Raw genomic sequence first — 19349 nt, 5'->3', positions numbered from 1 at the left:
GGCAGCGCTAGCCCTTTACCGGCCCCTGGGTCGGAATCGTTGGACCAACGCTGACCACTACCCCGTTGCTGGACACGCCTTCCACCGTGGCCGTGATGGTCACCTGACCTTGCACGGGGCCTCCCCGCACCAACCCATTGCTGACGGTGGCGATGACCGGGCGGCTTGACGCCCATGCAATGACCGGCTTCCCGGGTTTGCCGTCGCTGTACGTGACGGTGGCGGTCAGTTGGACGGTGGCGCCGGGCTCGAGTGCGTGCGGGCCAGCAGGACCCACGACGACGCGAATCACCGCATGCTCCACGGTCACCTTCGATTGCGCTTTCCATTCCTTGCCATCCGCGTCCACGTGCTTGGCTTCGATGAGCACTTGCCCTATGCCCTGCGCGGTCAGGAGTCCGGAGGCGGAGATTGTTGCGATCTTCGGGTTGCTGGTGGACCAGGTCACGTTGGACTCGGGTTTGGTGGACCCGTCCGTGTACGAGGCTACTGCGGTCATTTGGTGCGTCTGCCCTTGTTTGATCGTGAGTTCGGCGGGCTCAATCGCCAGGCCGGAGAGCTTGGCCGGCGGTGCCGGGTTGACGGTGATGCGTGCGGTGGCTTCGAACCCATCCTGCGACGCGGAGATGATGGCCGTGCCCGGCGCTGCGGCGGTGACCAGGCCGTCGCCGTCCACGGTCGCAATGCCAGGATCACGGGACGCCCAAATAGCTGTGACGTTGAGCCTTCCGAGTGACCCATCGCTGTACGTTCCCTCGGCGACGAGCGGTACCTTGCCTCCAGGATTTGTTTCAGCGTCACCCGGAGTGATGCGCAGGGCCGTGAGCGAGGCCGTTCCCGGCGGGGTGACCTTGAGCTCGAAGCGTCCGGAGACGCCGTCGAGCGTTGCTGTCAGGCCAGCGACACCCGGCGCGACCGCCGTCGCCTGGCCATCGGCAGTGGTTTCGGCCACCGCGAGGTTGTCCGAGGCCCACTCGACGCCATCCTGTAACGGGCGCCGCGTGCCGTCGCTGTAGGTCGCTTCCGCGGACAACTGAAGAATGGCCCCGGGTTGGAGGGAGCTCGCCGGAGCGCTCACCGCGATGGATTCCAGCACTGCTGGTTGCCTGTCAAGGAGCACGCGGACAGCCACCAGCCCGGCCGCCACGAGCACCGCGGCCACGATCACCACCACCCAGGTTCGCACCAGCCTTCGCCGGATCGTGGACATGCCTTCGCCCAACGCCCGGTCCAGATCGGCCGGGTGGGTCTGCGCATGAAGCGCGGCCTCGGACAACAACCGCTCCCGCAGCGCGTCCCTCACGGCCGGCCTTCTTCCAACGCCAGGCGGTTGGTTTTCTCTTCGGCGGCCGCCAAGGATTTGCCCACTTCCAGGGCGGGACGATCAGTCATCCCGGCAATCTCGCCAACGGTCAGGTTCGCGAAGACATGAAGCACGACGGCGACCCTCTCGTCGTACGGCAACCGCGCCAAGGGAGACTTGCCGGCCTTAGGCTTCTTCGTCTGGCCGGCACGACTCTGCAGCCAATGTTCGTGCTTCTTCAGCAGCTCCACGAAGACGCACAGCGTGTAGACGCGCAACTGGGGTGTCACCGGCCCCTTCCACGCATTGGTGGACTGGGACCACGCCGCCTCCAGCAAGCGGCGTGCAGTTTCCGGGTTGTCGCAGAGCAAGTGGGCACAGTACTCCATGTCTCCCCTCTGCCGTTCGAAGACGCTGCGGAGCTCGTCTTCGCGGTCTTTGAGGGCGGGCGCGAGTTTGATGCTGGGGGAAGCCCCCAGTTCGATTTCCCGGATGGCGGGCATGAGGACGGCAACGGCCAGGGTCAACAGGCCTGCCCCGATGGGGACGGCGGACAAAAGATCCGGAACCAGCCAGCCTGCCACGATCGCTGCCAACGCAAGGAGCGCGAGGACCAGCCGCAATGGAGTCAGGGAGGACCGCCAACGCCGCTTCGGTAACTCACACATGCTGCACCAGCTCACACCAGGCGGGGTCCGGCTCGCAGGGGTGGCCGGAATCGCTACCACATTTTACGTCCACCGATTGGACTTTTAGAAGGATTTTCCCGCTGGGGACTGCCGCATAAGCCAGGAAATGCGGGGCGTCAAGTCAAACGGACCCCGCGTAAACGCACAGTTAATTCTCAGAATAAGTCAGTTTTATTTCGACATATTTGATCGAGGCGCCGGGTTGTGGCACGCGCGCGCATTGGAGAATGTAAACGCTTGCACACATATGTCTGACAAGTGATTTAAGGCCGTGAAATGTTGTTTGATTTGACCCCTCACACGTGTTTAGCGTGGGAGTCGTTCCGGTAAGTCGACGTACTGGAACCACCGCGGCGAGAACCCCATAAGGGATCGCCGCACCTCGAAACGATGGCGTCCCTCGAAGACGCCTTCAGCGGATCGACGGACGCCGGAGTTGATAGCACTCCACGAAGTCCAACACTCCGCGAGAAGAGCAAGCATGAACACGCACTCAACCCCAACACGGCCGCGCCGCCGTCTGCGACAGGCAGCCGCCCTCGCAGCCGCAGCCAGCGTTGCCGGCAGCATCCTGCTGGTGACCCCGGCCGCGCAGGCCAACCTGCCGGCCGACCCGCCGTCGAACACCATGCCGGCACCCACGCCCGGCTTCCCACTGCCCTCCGTCCACACGCAGGAGGCGTACGACCCCGCCGCCGACTTCACGTCCAAATGGACCCGGGCAGACGCCAAGCAGATCATGGCACAGAGCAACACCAACGTTGCTCCGGGCCAGAACTCCATGAGCCCGGACGTCACCATGCCGGAAATCCCCAAGGACTTCCCCGCCATGAACGACGACGTCTGGGTGTGGGACACCTGGTCCCTGACAGACGAGAACGCGAACCAGATCAGCTACAAGGGCTGGGACGTCATCTTCTCCCTGGTAGCTGACCGGCACGCCGGCTACGGCTTCGACCAGCGCCACTGGAACGCCCGTATCGGGTACTTCTTCCGCAAGACCAACGCCGATCCGGCCAAGGACAAGTGGAACTACGGCGGACACCTGTTCCTGGACAACACGTCCATCGGCAACACCGAGTGGTCCGGCTCGACGCGCCTCATGCAGGGCAACAAGATCAACGTCTTCTACACTGCAACCACGTTCTACGACGTCGCTGAGCGCAACGCCGGTGGCGGCGGCATCGCTCCGGATGCTGTCATCGCCAAGGCCCTGGGCAACATCCACGCCAACCAGGACGGCGTGACCTTCGACGGCTTCGAGCACACCAAGCTGCTGGAGCCGGACGGAAAGATGTACCAGAACAAGGCCCAGAACCCGGGCTTCGCGTTCCGTGACCCGTACACCTTCGCGGACCCGGCGCACCCGGGCAAAACCTTCATGGTCTTCGAAGGCAACACCGGCGGCAACCGCGGCGACTACAAGTGCAAGCAGGAAGACCTCGGCTACCGTCCGGGCGATCCTCACGCCGAGACCGTGAACCAGGTCAACACCACCACCGGCGCCTGGTACCAGACCGCCAACGTGGGCCTGGCAGTTGCAGACAACAAGGACCTCACCAAGTGGAGCTTCCTGCCCCCGATCCTGTCCGCCAACTGCGTCAACGACCAGACTGAGCGTCCGCAGATCTACATCCAGAACGAAAACGGCAAGAACAAGTACTACCTGTTCACCATCAGCCATCAGTTCACCTACGCAGATGGCATGCGCGGCCCGGACGGCGTCTACGGCTTCGTGGGCAACGGCGTTCGCTCCGACTTCCAGCCGGTGAACAACAGCGGCCTGGCCCTGGGCTCCCCCACGGACCTGAACATGCCGGCCAACGCGCCGGAGGGTCCGGACCCGCGCCAGAACGGCCGTCAGTTCCAGGCTTACTCGCACTACGTACAGCCTGGCGGCCTCGTGCAGTCGTTCATCGACAACGTGGACGGCGTCCGCGGCGGCTCCCTGTCCCCCACCGTGAAGATGAACTTCCAGGGTGGCGTGACGCAGGTTGACCGCACCTTCGGCAAGAACGGCCTCGGCCCGTTCGGCTACCTGCCCACCAACCTCCGCGTTGGCGGCGAAGGCCTCTACAAGTAGGCCGCAACACCCCCGGCCTTTAGGCCACGGCGGGGGTGCGGGCTCCACAAGGGCCGGCACCCCTGCCACTCCCCAACCCCAGGATCTCTCCCCATGACTTACCCCAATCCCCGCCTGTCCCGCCGTCATCTGCTGGCCGCAAGTGCCGCCGTCGTGGTCGCCTTTTCCGCCGCTGCCTGCACTGCTCCAGCACCTGAAAGCCCGACGTCGGCCCCCGTCCCGGGCGGGCACCGGCCATCCGCTTCGGATCCATGGCGGCCGGCAGCCCACCTGACTGCTGAAAAGAACTGGCTCAACGATCCCAACGGCCTCGTCTACCACAATGGGACCTACCACGCCTTCTACCAGTACAACCCTCGGGGAAACTCGTGGGGCAACATGTCCTGGGGCCACTCCACCAGCACGGACCTGGTGCACTGGGAACAGCAGGCTGTTGCCATGGAGGCAAGCCCGCAGGAGGAAATCTTCTCCGGTTCGATCGTGATGGATAAGAACAACGCGTCCGGGCTGGGGTCCGCGCAGAACCCACCCATGGTGGCCCTCTACACCAGTGCATATGGAAAGAACGGCGCACTCCCCCAAGGTGCCCAGGCACAGTCCGTGGCCTTCAGCCTGGACAACGGAAGCACCTGGCAGAAGTACAAGGGCAACCCGGTCCTGAACCTCGCGCCTACCAACAACAACTTCCGCGACCCCAAGATCACCTGGTACGAGCCCGGCCGATACTGGGTGATGACCACAGTCGTGGCGGATGCGCAGGTAGTGAAGATGTTCAAATCCACGGATCTTCTCCACTGGGACTTCCTCAGTGATTTCTCCGGGGTCGGCGCCCAGGGCGGACTCTGGGAGGTGCCGGAACTTGTCCAGATGGACGTAGAAGGCTCCACTGCGAAGAAGTGGGTCATGCTGCTGAGCATCAACCCCGGCGGCATCGCGGGCGGCTCAGGCATGCAGTACTTCGTCGGCGAATTCGACGGCACCCGTTTTACGGCTGAAAACGCCGCGCCCGCCGATGCTCCGCTCACCGAATCCCAGTGGCTGGACCATGGCGCCGACTACTACGCGGCAAACTCCATCTCCGGAGCACCTGGCGGCAAGCCCGTGCTCCTTGGCTGGATGGGCAATTGGGATTACGCCCAACACGTTCCCACCACGCCGTGGCGCGGGTCCATGGCAATCCCCCGCGAACTCACCCTGGTACGGGGCGAAAAGCGCTTGGAGCTCCGCTCGGCGATCGCCACCCAGGCCCTTAACACCATGGCTGACAGTTCCGGTGGTGAGGTGAAGAGCAAAAACCTCACCGTCGGGCCGGAGGCGCAGGATCTTGGCGCCGATTTCTCCGCCCGTACGCAGCTCATTGACCTTGAAATGGACCTTACCTCCGCGCGGGAAGCAGGTATTCTCCTTCGTCGATCGGCTGATGGCAGCGCCAGCCTGCGTATCTCCTACAACAAGGAAAAGCGCACGGTAAAGGTCGACCGTTCGAAGGCCGGGACAAGCAATTTCTCGGAGAAATTCAGCCCCTATCACGAGGTTGCCCTTCCCTCCTCCGGCAGCGACAGCAAGGTCCACCTGCGTATCCTCCTGGATTCCTCGTCCGTGGAGGTCTTCGCCCAGGATGGTGCGGCAGTCATTTCGGACATCTTCTTCCCGGACTGGGACAACACAGGATCTTCTGTGTTCAGCATGGATGGGAACACCGACTTCACTGTCCAATCCCGCTCGCTCTAAAAGCAACGCGGGGTCAGATACGGCCCATTACGACGAGATTTATGGGCCGTATCTGACCCCGCGTTGCCTTTGACGTGGGCAATGAGGATAGTTTTGTCCCTATGACATCAAGCGATGCCGCCCTTAACCAGCTGCTCACCGACGCCCGCGAATGGGCTTCCCACGATCCGGACCCCACGACGTCGGCAGCTCTCCTTGAGCTCACCGACCTCGCCAGCGGCGGTGACGCAGGAGCAGTCCAGGAACTGGGCGACAGCTTCAATGGCACCCTGCAGTTTGGCACCGCCGGCCTTCGAGCTGCCCTCGGACCAGGTCCCAACCGGATGAACAGGGTGGTGGTCCGCCGGGCGGCGGCCGGCTTGGCTGCTTTCTTGACCGAAGTGGTAGCCGCAGCTGCGCCGGGTACCCGGCCGAGCGCCGTCGTCGGCTTTGACGCCCGCTACAACTCGGACATCTTCGCGCAAGAGACGGCCGCAATCTTTACGGCAGCAGGCATTGAAACCTTCCTGATGCCGGCAGCGCTTCCGACGCCGTTGCTCGCCTACGCGGTCAGGTCACTGGATTGCGACGGCGGTGTCATGGTCACAGCGAGCCACAACCCGCCGCAGGACAACGGTTACAAGGTCTATCTGGGACGCCATGCAGTATCTGAAAGCGGGCGCGGTTCCCAGATCGTGGCGCCGTACGATGCTCAGATTGCCGAAAAGATTGAGGCCGTGGGCGCGTTGGAGTCGATCACGCTGGCAGACGATGGCTGGACTGTCCTGCCCACCTCCATCACCGCTGACTACCAAGCCGCGATGGCAGGCTTGGTGGATGCAGAGCACTTCCCCGCCCGGGACCTGAAGATCGTCCTGACCCCCATGCATGGCGTGGGTGGTGAAACAGCCGTATCCGTGCTGAACGCAGCCGGCTTCGCAAATGTCACGCTCGTGGCGGAACAGGCCGAGCCGGACCCTGATTTCCCCACGGTCGCATTCCCCAACCCGGAAGAGCCCGGCGCCCTGGACCTGGCTCTTGCGGCTGCTGCGGACCTAGGTGCGGACATCGTCCTGGCCAACGATCCCGACGCCGACCGGGCGGCGGTCGCTGCGGTTGACCCCGCAACGGGAGCCTGGCGGATGTTGCGCGGGGACGAAGTGGGTGCGCTCCTGGGCGCCCATATCGTTGCGCGTATGGCCGCCGGTGCCGGCGAAGAACCCCGGGCAGGCGTCTTCGCCAACTCAATCGTGTCCTCGCGGCTGTTGTCACGCATTGCGGCTGCGGCGGGCTATGCCCATGAGGAAACGCTCACGGGCTTCAAGTGGATTTCGCGCGTCCCGGGGCTCACCTATGGGTACGAGGAAGCGCTGGGTTATTGCGTGGCACCGGATCTGGTCCGGGACAAGGACGGCATCTCGGCGGCGGTGCTGATCGCGGAATTGGCGGCAACCGCAAAGGCCGAGGGCAAGACGATCTTCGACACCCTGGATGAGCTGTACCTGGTGCACGGGCTTCATGCGAGTGACCAGTTGAGCATCCGCGTGGCGGACCTGGGTCTCCTGGACGCCATGATGAACCGACTACGCGTCAACCCGCCGGAAGCGTTTGGAGGCTCCGCCGTCGAGGTTTTCACCGATCTTGCCGAAGGCAGCGAATCCCTGCCGCCCACGGACGGGCTTTTGTATCTCACACGGGACCAGAGCCGCGTGATCATCCGGCCCAGCGGCACCGAACCAAAGCTCAAGTGTTACCTGGAGGTGATCCAGGCTGTGGAGTCGGCGGCAGAGCTTCCTGCTGCACGCCAAGCAGCGCGGACATCCCTGGACGATGTCCTTGGGGATGTCCGCGAGGCGTTGGGTTTGTAGCCGCCGGAGTCCGGCGTTTTAGAGTTCAACCTCGATGTAGCCATCCACAAGGCGGGTGGCAAAGGTTGCGAGCTTAAGGTTGGGGTCGGTGAAGCACTCACCGGTTTCGAGGTCGTAAACCTCTTTGTGCAGCGGCGACGCAATGGTCGGCCGGCTGCCGCGGGACCCGATAATGCCGCGGGCCATGACGTTGGCCAGGGTGGCCGGGTCCTGCTGTGCGACGGCGAAGACTTCGCCGGGTGCGATGCGGAACAACGCTACCTGGCGGCCCTCGATCAATGCCGCTTCGCCCCAGGCCACTTCGAGTTCATCCACTGCGCACACACGGTGCCATTCGCCAACGGCGGTAGTAGTCAGCTCGTCGGCACGGTCCAGAATTACGGTCATTTCAGCCCCTCTCACTGTGTCCGGGCGCTGGCAATTTCCACCTTCACTCCCCCGGACCGGGCCACGCTTGCGGCCACTCTTCAAAGCTAGGGCGCGGGTGTTTCATCGGGGGTCCGCATTTGTGTCCGGTGCGTAAAAGAGACCTCACACCTTGCGAAATGCGTTCGTGATGCAGAAGTTAAGATCACGAAACAAAGGGGAAACTGAAGCGAAACTGCCCGTCCCTAGGCTGGAAGCACAAGTTGCGGAGATCCGTCTGCAACATCTGCGAAAGGCCCACCAGTGACCGGACACACTTCAAGTACAGAGAACCCGCGCCGCATCGTTGTCGTCGGAGGCGGCCCTGCGGCCCACCGTTTCGCCGACGCAATGTACAACCGCGGTCTTGAAGGCTGGCAGGTTACGGTTCTGACGGAAGAGGCGCACCTCCCCTACGACCGCGTTGCCTTGAGCAAGGCGCTGACGGAAACCGACGTGGACCTCACCCTGGGCGATGCTGCCATGTGGGACCACGAGGCCCTGACGCTGAAGACCGGCGAGCGCGCAGTCAAGATTGATTCCGTTGCCAAGAGTGTCCTCACCGCGGCGGGCAACAAGTACGAATACGACCACCTGGTGGTTGCCTCTGGTTCCGATGCAGCCCGGCTCCCCATCCCTGGCTCCGAGCACACCCACGTCTACCGCACGCTCGAGGACGTTTGGGCGATTAACAAGGCCATTGCGGAGCTCCGCGAAAAACTGGGCCGCAAGGTTAACGCGGTCACCATCGGCGGTGGCTTGCTGGGCCTTGAATCCGCTGCAGGCACCGAGCAGCTGGGCGCCACGCCGATCGTCATCAACGGTGCGCCGTGGCTCATGAACACGCAGTTGGATGAAGGCGCCGGCCAGGCACTTGGCCGCCTGATCGAGGCGAAGGGCTTCGAAGTCCACGGCGGTGTCTTCCCGTCCGAGGTACTGACGGACGACGACGGCCAGGTCACCGGCGTCCTGATGGCAGATGGCCGCATTATTGATGCGGACCTCGTGATCGTGGCTATCGGTGTAAAGCCGCGCGATGATCTCTTCCGCGCAGCTGAGGGCGAAGAGCAGCTGTTTAGCCTGGGCCAGCGCGGCGGCGTGGTGATCAACGATTTCTGTGCCACCGAGGTGGACGGTATTTGGGCTATCGGTGAAGTGGCCAACTTCGAGGGCATGTGCCTGGGCCTCGTTGCTCCGGCAAACACCATGGCCGAGATCGTTGCGGACCGCCTGCACGGCGGCGAGGCAACCTTCCCGGGATTCGACACCGCCACCAAACTGAAGTTGTCCGGCGTGGATGTGGCGAGCTTCGGCGATGCCTTCGCCAAGACCGAGCACTCCCTCGAAATCGTCTACGCAGACCCCGCCCGTGGCGTTTACCAGAAGATCGTCACCACTGACGATGCCAAGACTCTCCTGGGCGGCATCTTCGTCGGCGATGCTTCGCCTTACATGAGCCTGCGTCCGCTGCTGGGACGTGAATTGCCTGCCGAGCCCGGCGCCTTCCTGAGCGCTGCCGGTGGCGGAGAGGCTCCGGAAACCGAGCTGCCTGACGATGCAATCCTCTGCTCCTGCAACAACGTGTCCGCCGGAACCATTCGCGACACCATCAATGGGTGCGGTGCCTGCGAAGGCAACGCACCGGTCCAGGAACTCGGTGAAGTCAAAGCCTGCACGCGTGCCGGCACCCAGTGTGGTTCCTGCGTCCCCATGCTGAAGAAGCTCCTCGAAGGCGAACTGAAGAAGTCCGGCATCGAGGTTTCCAAGGCCCTGTGCGAACACATCAGCCTGTCCCGCCAGGAGCTGTTCGACGCTATCCGTGTCCTGGAACTTACCTCCTTCGAAGACATCATGGCCAAGTACGGTACGGGTGCCGGTTGCGATATCTGCAAGCCGACCATCGCCTCCATCCTGGCCAGCCAGCACTCCGCCTACGTCCTGGACGCCGGCCGTGGTTCCCTGCAGGACACCAACGACCGCGCCTTGGCGAACATGCAGAAGGACGGCACCTACTCGGTGGTACCGCGTATTGCCGGTGGTGAAATCACCCCCAAGGGTCTCGGTGTCATCGCAGCGGTCGCGGAAAAGTACAACCTGTACACCAAGATCACCGGTGGCCAGCGCATCGATATGTTCGGCGCCCGCCTCGAGCAGCTGCCGGACATCTGGAAGGAACTGGTTGATGCCGGCTTCGAATCCGGCCAGGCCTACGGCAAGAGCCTGCGCACGGTGAAGTCCTGCGTTGGGTCCACGTGGTGCCGCTTCGGCGTCCAGGATTCCGTAGCCATGGCCATCGCCCTGGAACTGCGCTACCGGGGCCTGCGCAGCCCGCACAAGCTGAAGATGGGCGTGTCCGGTTGCGCCCGCGAATGCGCCGAGGCCCGCGGCAAGGACGTCGGCGTCATCGCCACGGCTGACGGCTGGAACCTGTACGTCGGCGGCAACGGTGGTGCTACCCCGGCACACGCACAGTTGCTTGCCAAGGACCTGGATGACGAAACACTGCTGAAGTACATCGACCGCTACCTCATGTACTACATCCGTACCGCCGACCGCCTGCAGCGCACGGCGCGTTGGCAGGAAGAGCTCGACGGCGGCATCAAGCACGTCGAGGAAGTAGTGGTACACGACTCGCTTGGCATCGCCGAGGAGCTTGAAGCGGCCATGGCCAAGCACATCGACACCTACGAGGACGAGTGGGCTGAGACCTTGAAGGATCCGGAGCGCCTCCGCCGTTTCCGTTCCTTCGTCAACGCCCCCAACCAGAAGGACGAGTCCATCTCCTTCGTTCCGGAGCGGGGCCAGATCCGCCCTGCGACGAACGAGGAAAAGGGCGGCGTGCTCATCGCCTCCACCATCCCGGTCCGCCGCGAAACTGTCGGCGCAGAACCCGTCGGCGCAGAACCCGTCGGCGCAGAGAAGTAGGGGAACCCATGCAGCTCACCATTGATCTCACAGGCCGCGACGTCCTCGTCACGGGATCCGAAATAGCCGCCCGCCAGGCCGTCCGCCGCTACGAGGCTGCCGGGGCCAACGTTTACCGCCTCAGCACCCCTGCCGGCGCACCCGGCGACGGACCTCTGCCCGAGCGTCCGTTCCTGGTAGCAGTGGTGGACGACGGCGACGCCGGTTGGGAGCCTTTGGTTGAACGCTGCGGCGGTGCCGGTATTCCGGTAGCTTTCGAGCCGGCACCAGGCATCGAGGGGCATGTGACCCTGGTGGGCGGTGGTCCGGGCGCCCTGGATCTCCTCACGGTTGGTGCGGTGGACGCCCTCCGCGATGCCGACGTCGTGTTTTACGATCGCCTGGCCCCGTATCAGGAGCTGGCCGACCTGACGTCCGGCGAGTTGGTGGACGTTGGAAAGCAGCCCGGGCACCACAAGGTCACGCAGCGTGACATCGAGAAACTCATGGTGGAAGCTGCGCTCCTGGGCAAGAACGTGGTCCGGCTTAAGGGCGGCGATCCATACGTCTTTGGCCGCGGCGGCGAAGAAGTGGCAGCCTGCGTTGCCGCTGGCGTTCCCGTCCGCGTGATCTCCGGTGTCACCAGCGCTATCTCTGTTCCGGCTGCAGCGGGAATTCCGGTAACGCACCGCGAGGTAAGCCACATGTTCACCGTGGTTTCCGGACACGCCCCGCTGACGGAGAAGGAACACACGCACCTGGCAGGACTCGGCGGCACGATCGTTGTCCTCATGGGCATCGGAACCCTCCCGCAGCTTGCCGCCGGTTTGCGCCGGGCGGGCATGGAGGCTGACATGCCGATGGCCGTAGTGGAGCGTGGCTACCGCCCGGGCCAACGCACCACCATCGCCGATCTGGGTACGATCGAAACGGCAGCCACTGGTTGCAGCAACCCGGCCGTGCTGGTCATAGGCGAGGTGGTCCGGGTGGCTGAAGCCAACCGTAATCATGCCGAAGCATCCGCTGAACTGAGCCGACTCGCGGCTTCGCTCCTTGAAGCCTGAAAGTAAATCAATGACTGTTGCACGTGCCCTTGAAATCCAAGACGTCACAACCGCCACGGACGTTTCAGAAGCTACCGAAGCGCCGCTGGACGGGTTCCGCATCGGCGTTACCTCGCATCGCCGTTCCAGGGACCTCATCGAGGCCCTGGAACGGCGGGGTGCGAGCGTGCTCCATGCCCCGGCCTTGAAGATCGCGCCCGTGCAGGAGGACATGGTCCTCATCGAGGACACCCGCACCATCATCGCCGCCAAGCCGGATATCTGCATCGCCACCACGGCCTACGGCATGCGCCGCTGGTGCGAGGCGGCGGACTCCTTCGGCATCGGCGAGCAACTCCTGGAAACACTCTCGGCCTGCCGCATGTTCGTTCGGGGACCCAAAGCGCGCGGTGCCGTCCGCGCGGCCGGCCTTGCCGACGTCGGAATCAGCAGTGACGAAACCACAGCGACACTTGTGGACATGCTCCTGGCGGAGGGTGTCCGGGGCAAGACGGTGGCTGTTCAGCTGCACGGGTACACCGATGTACGCCAGCTGGAGCGCCTCCGGATGTCCGGCGCCACGGTCCTGACGGTGACGCCATACCGGTGGGTCAAGCCCGACGGCGAGGACAAACTCCCGCGCCTGATCGAGGCCGTGTGCAATGGCAACCTTGACGTCCTGACCTTCACCAGCGCCCCAGCAGTGGACGCGATGTGGAGCACGGCGCATGAGATGGGCCTGTACCGGCAGCTCATTGAAGCACTCAAAGGGCCCGTCACGGTTGCCGCCGTCGGGCCTGTCACGGCACAGCCACTGCTCGACGCCGGCCTGACGCCACTCATTCCCGACCGTTACCGCATGGGCGCACTCATTCGCCTGGTGACGGAGCACCTGTCCTTGAACCACGTGCGCCGCCTGGAAACCAAGAGCGCCACCATCGAACTCCGCGGACGCTGCCTGCGGATCAACGGCGAAGTAGTGGAACTCGCTCCAGCGCCCCTGCTCTTGCTCCGGGCCCTGCTGGGCGCCGGTGGTGCGGTGCTGTCCCGTGAATCGCTCTCGGACCTCCTGGACCTCCGCGGTTCCGTGCACGCCCTGGACATGACAGTCAGCCGGCTGCGCTCCTCGCTTCCTGACGGCAAGCTCATAGAAACGGTCGTGAAGCGCGGGTACCGGCTGCGGGCTTAGGTTCCCTGGGTTCGCTAGCCCGGGGCAAGCCCGCCCGCAGACCCTCGCTCAAGAAGGCACCGCAACGTCCAGGACGTTGCGGTGCCTTTCGCTTTTAAGGGCGTGCCCGTTGTCCTTGACAGTTGCAAAACGTTTTAGGTAATGTGATCCAAACAACATTCAAAACGTTTTGCAAAGGGCTGTCGATGACGACGAAGGTAGGAATCCGCGAAGTGGCGAAGGCTGCCGGCGTTTCAATCACCACTGTTTCCCATGCACTCAACGACGCCACCAGCGATCGCGTGAACCGCAAAACGCAAGAACACGTCCGGGCGGTGGCCAAGGATCTGGGCTACGCCCCCAATCGCCTGGCCAGCGGACTGCGGAACCAGCGTTCGCAGATCATTGGCCTCGTCAGTGATCAAATCACCACCACGCCCTTTGCCGGGGCCATGATCCGTGGCGCCCAGGAAACCGCGTATCAGCGGGGCTACCTGCTGATGGTGCTCAATTCGGGGCTTGACAACGATCTTGAGAAACACGAAATCCAAACCCTCCAGCAACACCAGGTGGACGGGATCGTTTACGCCCGGATGTACCATCAGGGCGTCACCGTTCCCGAGGAGCTTTACGAAGTCCCCACGGTCCTGCTGGACGCGGCCTCCGCTGACAGTTCAATCTCCTCAGTGGTCCCGGATGAAATCGCCGCCGCGGAAAGCGCGGTGGAAATCCTGGCTGCTGCAGGGCATACAAGGATCGGGATGATCAACAATATTGACGACATCCCGGCCACGCACGGACGGCTGGAGGGCTACCGAAACGCCCTCCTTCGCAACGGGCTGCCGGAAGATCCACGGCTCGTCGCCTCCGCGGTCTCGGACACTGTCGGCGGCAGGCAGGCAGCGGCACAACTGCTGTCTTTACCTGATCGGCCCACTGCCCTGTTCTGCTTCAACGACCGCATGGCCATGGGCGCCTACCAATCAGCTTCGGCAGCAGGCCTTCGCATCCCGGAAGACCTCTCAGTGGTGGGAATGGACAACCTCGAACTCATCGCAGATGCGCTGTGGCCAGGGCTGACCACTGTTGCCCTTCCGCATTACGAGATGGGGTGCTGGGCCGTTACGCGGCTCCTGGACGACATTGAAAAACCCGGCACGCCGCCGGGGCAGAAAAAACTCATCTGCCCCGTCATCGAACGGGGTTCGGTGGCACCGCCACGCTGACATAAACCACCAACCCACACGAAACACCACGTCACAACACCGGAAGTCCGCAAGAAGAGGGGCGCAGCCGTTGCAGCGGCTGCGCCCCGAAGGACCCGGGCCAATCATCCACACCCAAAATCAGCAGAAAGATTGACAATCATGAACAAACGATTCACGCGGATCCTGGCAACCAGCATAGCTGCGGCGGCCCTCGTCGGCAGCCTGGGCGCCTGCAGCAAGGGCAGTTCCTCGTCCTCAAGCGACGGCCCCAAAGAGATCACCATGTGGACCCACGCCGCCGGAAACCCGGAGGAACTGGCGGCGACCCAGGCGATCGTTGACTCCTATAACAAAAGCAGTGGCGCGAAGGCGCAGATCAAGGTGCAGGCCTTCCCGCAGGAGTCCTACAACGACTCCGTCGTAGGGGCGGCGTCAGCCGGGAAACTTCCCTGCATCGTGGACATTGACGGGCCCAACGTTCCCAACTGGGCATGGGCCAAGTACCTGGCGCCGCTGAAGCTGTCCGCGGACCTTTCCAAGAACCTCCCCAGCACTGTTGCCAAGTGGCAGGGCGAGACCTATGCGGTTGGGTACGGCGACGTCGCTTTGTCCATGTTTGCCCGCAAATCCGATCTCGCAGCGGCGGGCGTCCGCGTCGCCACCATTGAGAAGCCATGGACGAAGGACGAGTTCCAGGACGCGTTGACCAAACTCAAGGCACTGGGTAAATGGGATTACCCACTGGACATGGGTACTGCCGGAACCGGCGAATGGCTGCCCTATGCGTACTCGCCGTTCCTGCAGTCCTTCGGCGGAGACCTGATCAACCGCGAGGACTACCAGTCGGCCGACGGAGCCCTGAATGGCGATAAGGCCGTCGAATGGGCCAAGTGGTTCCGCGGGCTGGCGGATCAGGGCTTCATGGCGACGAAGAGCGGGAAAGATTCCACCCAGGACTTCCTGAACAACAAGAGCGGCCTCCTCTACACCGGTTCCTGGGCCGGGGACAAGGCCCGGGCTGCCCTGGGAGATGAGCTGGTGGTCATGCCCAGCGTGGATCTGGGCAACGGTCCCAAGATCGGCGGAGCTTCCTGGCAGTGGGGCGTCACCAGCGGCTGCAACAACATGGATGCCGCGATGGACTATCTGTCCTATTCCTTGAAGCCTGAAAACGTGGCGTCCGTCATCAAGGCAACTGGAGGCATCCCGGCCACCAATGAAGCCGCGGCCCTGATTCCCGCATTCGCCGAGGGCGGTGCCAACCGTATCTTCATGGAGTTCTCGCGTCACTACGCGGTGTTGCGGCCCGAAACCCCGGCTTACCCGTTCATCGCCACCGAATATGGCAAGGCTGTCCAGGACATCCTTGCCGGCGCGGACCCCAAGACGGCCCTGGACAAGGCGGTCAAGGCGATTGACGCCAACATCAAGTCCAACGGCGGCTACAAGAACTAGCCGACGGCAGCCGGACGGGCGACGGCGGCACTCACCCTGCCGCCGTCGTCGGACCTCCCGGCCCCCGACTGTCTACGGAGAACCCCATGACAACCACCCAAATTCCCCCAAGTCCTGGCCGCCGCGTGGCGGCCCCCGCCCCGGCGGCACCGCCCAGCAAACCCCACCGCCGGCCGCGCTACCTGCGCGAGCAGCTGAGCGGGTGGGCAATGATTGCGCCCGCCGCAGCCCTGCTTCTGCTCTTTGTGTTCCTCCCCGCGATCCTGGGCTTCGGCCTGGCCTTCACCAATGCCCGCCTTGTGTCACCGCGACCCGTTGAGTTTGTGGGTGCGGACAATTTCGTCCGCCTCTTCACGGATCCCACGTTCTGGCGCGCACTGCTGAATGTCAGCTACTTCGCGGTTGTAGTGGTGCCCGTCCAGTCCGGCCTTGCCCTGGCGATGGCGCTCCTGATCAACAAGAAGTTCCGTGGGGTGAACTTCTTCCGCACCCTGTACTTCCTTCCGGTGGTGACGTCCATGGTGGTGGTGTCCCTGCTGTGGCTGTTCATGTACCGCAAGGACGGGCTGATCAATGAGTTCCTGTCCGCGGCCAGCTTCGGCCTGATTGACGGCCCGGACTGGCTCAACGATCCAGCCACATCCATGCCTGCCATCATCATCCTGTCCATCTGGCAGGCCGCCGGCTTCCACATGATCATCTGGCTTGCCGGCCTGCAGAGCATCTCCGGGGAACTGTATGAGGCAGCCCAGCTTGACGGGGCAAGCCGCTGGCACCAGTTCCGTTACGTGACCTGGCCGGGCCTCAGGCATACCCGAACCCTGATCCTGGTGACCATCACCATCCAGGCGCTCGGGCTCTTCGACCAAGTCAGCGTCATGACCCAGGGCGGGCCGCTCGATTCCACCACCACCATCATTTTCGAGGCGGTGCGCTCCGGCTTCAAGCAGCAGGAAACATCCTATGCATCGGCCATCTCCCTCGTATTCTTCGTCCTGGTGCTGCTGATCTCCGCAGTGCAGCGCTACCTGACCCGAGAGAAGGACTGACATGAAAGAGACACTCACATCCAAGAGTCTCAGCAGTGCAGGGACCATGCTGGTGCGGATCCTGTTCGCCGTCGTCGCCGCATTCCCCCTCGTGTTCATGCTGGTGTCTTCACTCAAGCCGGACCAGCAGATCTTCGGGGACATGTCCTCGGTGGCAGCCTTCCTTCCCATCGGCAATATCTCGTTCGACAACTACGCTGCTGTATTTGACCGAGTGCCTGCCGCCCGCTTCCTGATCAACTCCACCGGCGTTTCTGCTGTGACAGTGGTGTTGGGGATCTTCATCAACAGCCTCTGCGCCTTCGCCCTGTCCCGGATGGAGGTCCGCGGCAAGCGCATAGTGTTCACCGCGATCCTGGCCACGCTGATCGTCCCCTTCCAGACGCTGGCGCTGCCGCTGGTGTGGTGGGTGAACCAGTTGCCGTTCTTTGAGCTCAACGGGTTCAGCCTCGAGATCTCCAAGGGCTGGCTGGACACCTACCAGGTCCAGATCATCCCGTTCATCGCCAATGCGTTCTCCATCTACCTGTACCACCAGTACTTTGAGTCGATCCCGAAGGAACTGGATGAGGCTGCGAGGATTGACGGCGCTGGCTGGTTCAGAATCTACCGCCTGGTGGTGATGCCCCTGGCAGGCCCAGCGACAGCCACGGTGGCGATCCTGACGTTCCTACCCGCCTGGAACTCCTACCTTTGGCCGCTCATGGTGGTCCAGTCCGAGGAGCTCCGGCCCGTCATGATCGGCATCCAATACTTCTTCCAGCTCAACGTCTCCTGGGGCGAAGTCATGGCTTATGCCTCCCTCATTACCGTCCCGGTGGTGGTGCTGTTCATCGCGTTCCAGCGCTCCTTCATCAACAGCATCGCCTCCAGCGGCGTCAAGGGCTGACCATCTTGTCCCTCATGCGAAAGGGAAATACTCCTATGCACACAACCGCCGACCTCGACTGCCGGTACCGGCCCCAGTGGCACTACTCCGCGCAGCGCAACTGGCTCAACGACCCCAACGGACTTCTCTACTCCAAGGGCGTCTACCACCTGTTCTACCAGCACAACCCGGACGGCGATACGTGGGGCAACATGTCCTGGGGCCACGCCACCTCGGTGGACCTGCTGCGTTGGGATGAGCAGCCAGTTGCCATCCCCTGCGATGACGATGAAGCCATCTACTCCGGCTCCGCTGTGGTGGATATCCATAACACGAGCGGTCTCGGCACCGCAGACAACCCGCCCCTCGTGGCGATCTATACGAGCGCCTACACCTCCGGCTCGCCCATGGCCGGCCTCCAGGCGCAGTCCCTTGCCTACAGCACGGATGACGGCGCCACCTGGACGAAGTACTCGGGAAACCCTGTGCTGGACAGGGCCTCCCCGGACTTCCGTGATCCGAAAGTCTTTTGGTACGACGGCGACGCCGGCAGTTACTGGGTCATGGTCGCCGTCGAGGCAGCCCGTCGTGAAGTCGTGCTCTACAGCTCACCGGACCTGCTGTCCTGGGAATACCTCAGCACCTTCGGCCCGGCGAACGCCACAGAAGGCGTGTGGGAATGTCCGGACCTGTTTGAACTTCCAGTGGACGGCGACGCCTCCAACACCCGGTGGGTTCTGGTGGTAAACCTCAGCCCGGGCGGTATCGCCGGCGGCTCCGGCGGCCAGTACTTCCTCGGAACGTTCGACGGCGTGACCTTCCATTCCGAAACAACCGTCACCGAAGGCCTCCAGGCTGACGACACCCGGATGGCCGAGTACGGCTGGCTCGACTGGGGCCGGGACTACTACGCCGCCGTGTCCTTCAGCAACGTACCCGGCGGACGCCGGCTCATGATCGGCTGGATGAACAATTGGCAGTACGCCGCTGAGACACCCTCAGACGGCTGGCGCAGCGCCATGTCGCTCGTTCGCGAAGTGAAGCTGGTTTCCCGAGGCGGGCGTCCCGTGTTGTTACAGGAGGCAATTGACCCTTTCGAAGACCATGCGACGGAGAATTTGGCACTGGGCCGGCAACGGCTGGAACCCGGCCTGACGTGGCTTCCCGAAGAGGTATCCGGGGACGTGCTAAGGATCGATGCCGAGTTCGAGCCCGGGCAGGCCGGAAGGGTCGGCATCGTGCTGCGGGCCGACCCCCGGCAAGGGGTCGCACCGGGCGGCTTTTCCGCAGGTATGGAGTGCACAGTACTGGCCTACGACCCGGCGACGGGGGAACTCAGCCTGGACCGCACCGAATCCGGCAACGTCGGATTCCACGAGGCATTTCCTTCAGTGGATCGCGTTGCTGTACCTCTGGAAGATGGCCGGATACGGCTTCGCATCTTTGTGGACCGCTGTTCCGTCGAGGTCTTCGCCCAGGATGGCAGGGCGACCATCACCGACCAAATCTTTCCGGCGGACTCCAGTACGGCCCTTGCCCTCCTTGCAGAAGGCGAGGGCGCCAACCTGGTGAGCTTCGCCGTCGTGCAGTAACGGC

At 63.4% G+C, this 19349-nt stretch carries 14 protein-coding genes; 11 read left to right on the top strand and 3 right to left on the bottom strand.

Annotation, left to right across the window (positions count from 1 at the left end; genetic code table 11):
• Window positions 1-7 precede the first annotated feature (7 nt).
• Both LDN82_RS07150 and LDN82_RS07145 read right to left on the bottom strand, forming a co-directional pair.
• Complete coding sequence (locus LDN82_RS07150) at window positions 8-1303, bottom strand: Ig-like domain-containing protein (RefSeq protein WP_224166880.1); 1296 nt, start codon at window positions 1301-1303, stop codon at window positions 8-10.
• The gene (locus LDN82_RS07145; RefSeq protein WP_224091900.1) at window positions 1300-1971 is read right to left on the bottom strand and encodes a hypothetical protein; all 672 of its coding nucleotides are present in this window, start codon (window positions 1969-1971) and stop codon (window positions 1300-1302) included. Before LDN82_RS07145 ends, LDN82_RS07150 begins: the two co-directional genes overlap by 4 nt.
• Window positions 1972-2473: 502 nt before the next feature.
• On the opposite strand from LDN82_RS07145, the gene LDN82_RS07140 reads away from it, so the two are divergent.
• The 3 genes from LDN82_RS07140 to LDN82_RS07130 all read left to right on the top strand — a co-directional run bounded on the left by LDN82_RS07140 (window position 2474) and on the right by LDN82_RS07130 (window position 7653).
• Window positions 2474-4075 carry a glycoside hydrolase family 68 protein gene (locus tag LDN82_RS07140; RefSeq protein ID WP_224166879.1) on the top strand — a complete coding sequence of 534 codons (1602 nt, stop codon included), beginning with the start codon at window positions 2474-2476 and terminating at the stop codon, window positions 4073-4075.
• Window positions 4076-4168: 93 nt separating this feature from the next.
• Complete coding sequence (locus LDN82_RS07135) at window positions 4169-5806, top strand: glycoside hydrolase family 32 protein (protein WP_224091898.1); 1638 nt, start codon at window positions 4169-4171, stop codon at window positions 5804-5806.
• Window positions 5807-5907: 101 nt separating this feature from the next.
• Window positions 5908-7653 carry a phospho-sugar mutase gene (locus LDN82_RS07130; RefSeq protein ID WP_224091896.1) on the top strand — a complete coding sequence of 582 codons (1746 nt, stop codon included), beginning with the start codon at window positions 5908-5910 and terminating at the stop codon, window positions 7651-7653.
• An 18-nt stretch (window positions 7654-7671) separates the two neighbouring features.
• Here the strand turns inward: LDN82_RS07130 and nirD are convergent, their stop codons facing one another.
• Window positions 7672-8040: a nitrite reductase small subunit NirD gene (nirD, locus tag LDN82_RS07125; protein ID WP_224091886.1), complete on the bottom strand. Its 369-nt coding sequence runs from the start codon at window positions 8038-8040 to the stop codon at window positions 7672-7674.
• Window positions 8041-8322: 282 nt separating this feature from the next.
• On the opposite strand from nirD, the gene nirB reads away from it, so the two are divergent.
• From nirB to LDN82_RS07085, 8 genes are all read left to right on the top strand, one after another.
• On the top strand, window positions 8323-10983 hold the full coding sequence (nirB, locus tag LDN82_RS07120) for a nitrite reductase large subunit NirB (RefSeq protein ID WP_224166878.1): 2661 nt from the start codon (window positions 8323-8325) through the stop codon (window positions 10981-10983).
• A gap of 8 nt (window positions 10984-10991) precedes the next feature.
• Window positions 10992-12026 (top strand): uroporphyrinogen-III C-methyltransferase, encoded by a 1035-nt coding sequence (cobA, locus tag LDN82_RS07115; protein ID WP_224091884.1) that lies wholly within the window; start codon window positions 10992-10994, stop codon window positions 12024-12026.
• Between the two features lie 10 nt (window positions 12027-12036).
• Entirely contained in the window at window positions 12037-13194 is a 1158-nt protein-coding gene (locus LDN82_RS07110; RefSeq protein ID WP_224091882.1) for a uroporphyrinogen-III synthase, read from the top strand.
• 185 nt (window positions 13195-13379) lie between these two features.
• Complete coding sequence (locus LDN82_RS07105) at window positions 13380-14399, top strand: LacI family DNA-binding transcriptional regulator (protein WP_224091879.1); 1020 nt, start codon at window positions 13380-13382, stop codon at window positions 14397-14399.
• Window positions 14400-14540: 141 nt separating this feature from the next.
• A complete protein-coding gene (locus LDN82_RS07100; RefSeq protein WP_224091877.1) occupies window positions 14541-15836 on the top strand; it encodes an extracellular solute-binding protein in 1296 nt (431 codons plus the stop codon).
• A gap of 86 nt (window positions 15837-15922) precedes the next feature.
• On the top strand, window positions 15923-16885 hold the full coding sequence (locus LDN82_RS07095; RefSeq protein ID WP_224166877.1) for a sugar ABC transporter permease: 963 nt from the start codon (window positions 15923-15925) through the stop codon (window positions 16883-16885).
• Window position 16886: 1 nt separating this feature from the next.
• Window positions 16887-17774, top strand: coding sequence for a carbohydrate ABC transporter permease (locus LDN82_RS07090; protein ID WP_224091875.1), 888 nt, complete (start codon window positions 16887-16889; stop codon window positions 17772-17774).
• 35 nt (window positions 17775-17809) lie between these two features.
• The gene (locus tag LDN82_RS07085; RefSeq protein WP_224166876.1) at window positions 17810-19345 is read left to right on the top strand and encodes a glycoside hydrolase family 32 protein; all 1536 of its coding nucleotides are present in this window, start codon (window positions 17810-17812) and stop codon (window positions 19343-19345) included.
• Window positions 19346-19349 lie beyond the last annotated feature (4 nt).

Source organism: Arthrobacter sp. StoSoilA2 (genome assembly GCF_019977195.1).
In the GTDB taxonomy this organism is placed as follows: Bacteria; Actinomycetota; Actinomycetes; order Actinomycetales; family Micrococcaceae; genus Arthrobacter.
The sequence above is the reverse complement of the archived record's forward strand: the minus strand, read 5'-3'. Positions and strand labels throughout refer to the sequence as shown.

Excerpts from the sequence above, each read along its gene's own strand:
- LDN82_RS07130 (WP_224091896.1), top strand. The coding sequence starts at position 5,908 with ATGACATCAAGCGATGCCGCCCTTAACCAGCTGCTCACCGACGCCCGC.
- LDN82_RS07100 (WP_224091877.1), top strand. The coding sequence starts at position 14,541 with ATGAACAAACGATTCACGCGGATCCTGGCAACCAGCATAGCTGCGGCG.
- cobA (WP_224091884.1), top strand. The coding sequence starts at position 10,992 with ATGCAGCTCACCATTGATCTCACAGGCCGCGACGTCCTCGTCACGGGA.
- nirD (WP_224091886.1), bottom strand. The coding sequence starts at position 8,040 with ATGACCGTAATTCTGGACCGTGCCGACGAGCTGACTACTACCGCCGTT.
- LDN82_RS07135 (WP_224091898.1), top strand. The coding sequence starts at position 4,169 with ATGACTTACCCCAATCCCCGCCTGTCCCGCCGTCATCTGCTGGCCGCA.
- LDN82_RS07140 (WP_224166879.1), top strand. The coding sequence starts at position 2,474 with ATGAACACGCACTCAACCCCAACACGGCCGCGCCGCCGTCTGCGACAG.
- LDN82_RS07090 (WP_224091875.1), top strand. The coding sequence starts at position 16,887 with ATGAAAGAGACACTCACATCCAAGAGTCTCAGCAGTGCAGGGACCATG.
- LDN82_RS07110 (WP_224091882.1), top strand. The coding sequence starts at position 12,037 with ATGACTGTTGCACGTGCCCTTGAAATCCAAGACGTCACAACCGCCACG.
- LDN82_RS07095 (WP_224166877.1), top strand. The coding sequence starts at position 15,923 with ATGACAACCACCCAAATTCCCCCAAGTCCTGGCCGCCGCGTGGCGGCC.
- LDN82_RS07085 (WP_224166876.1), top strand. The coding sequence starts at position 17,810 with ATGCACACAACCGCCGACCTCGACTGCCGGTACCGGCCCCAGTGGCAC.
- LDN82_RS07105 (WP_224091879.1), top strand. The coding sequence starts at position 13,380 with ATGACGACGAAGGTAGGAATCCGCGAAGTGGCGAAGGCTGCCGGCGTT.
- LDN82_RS07145 (WP_224091900.1), bottom strand. The coding sequence starts at position 1,971 with ATGTGTGAGTTACCGAAGCGGCGTTGGCGGTCCTCCCTGACTCCATTG.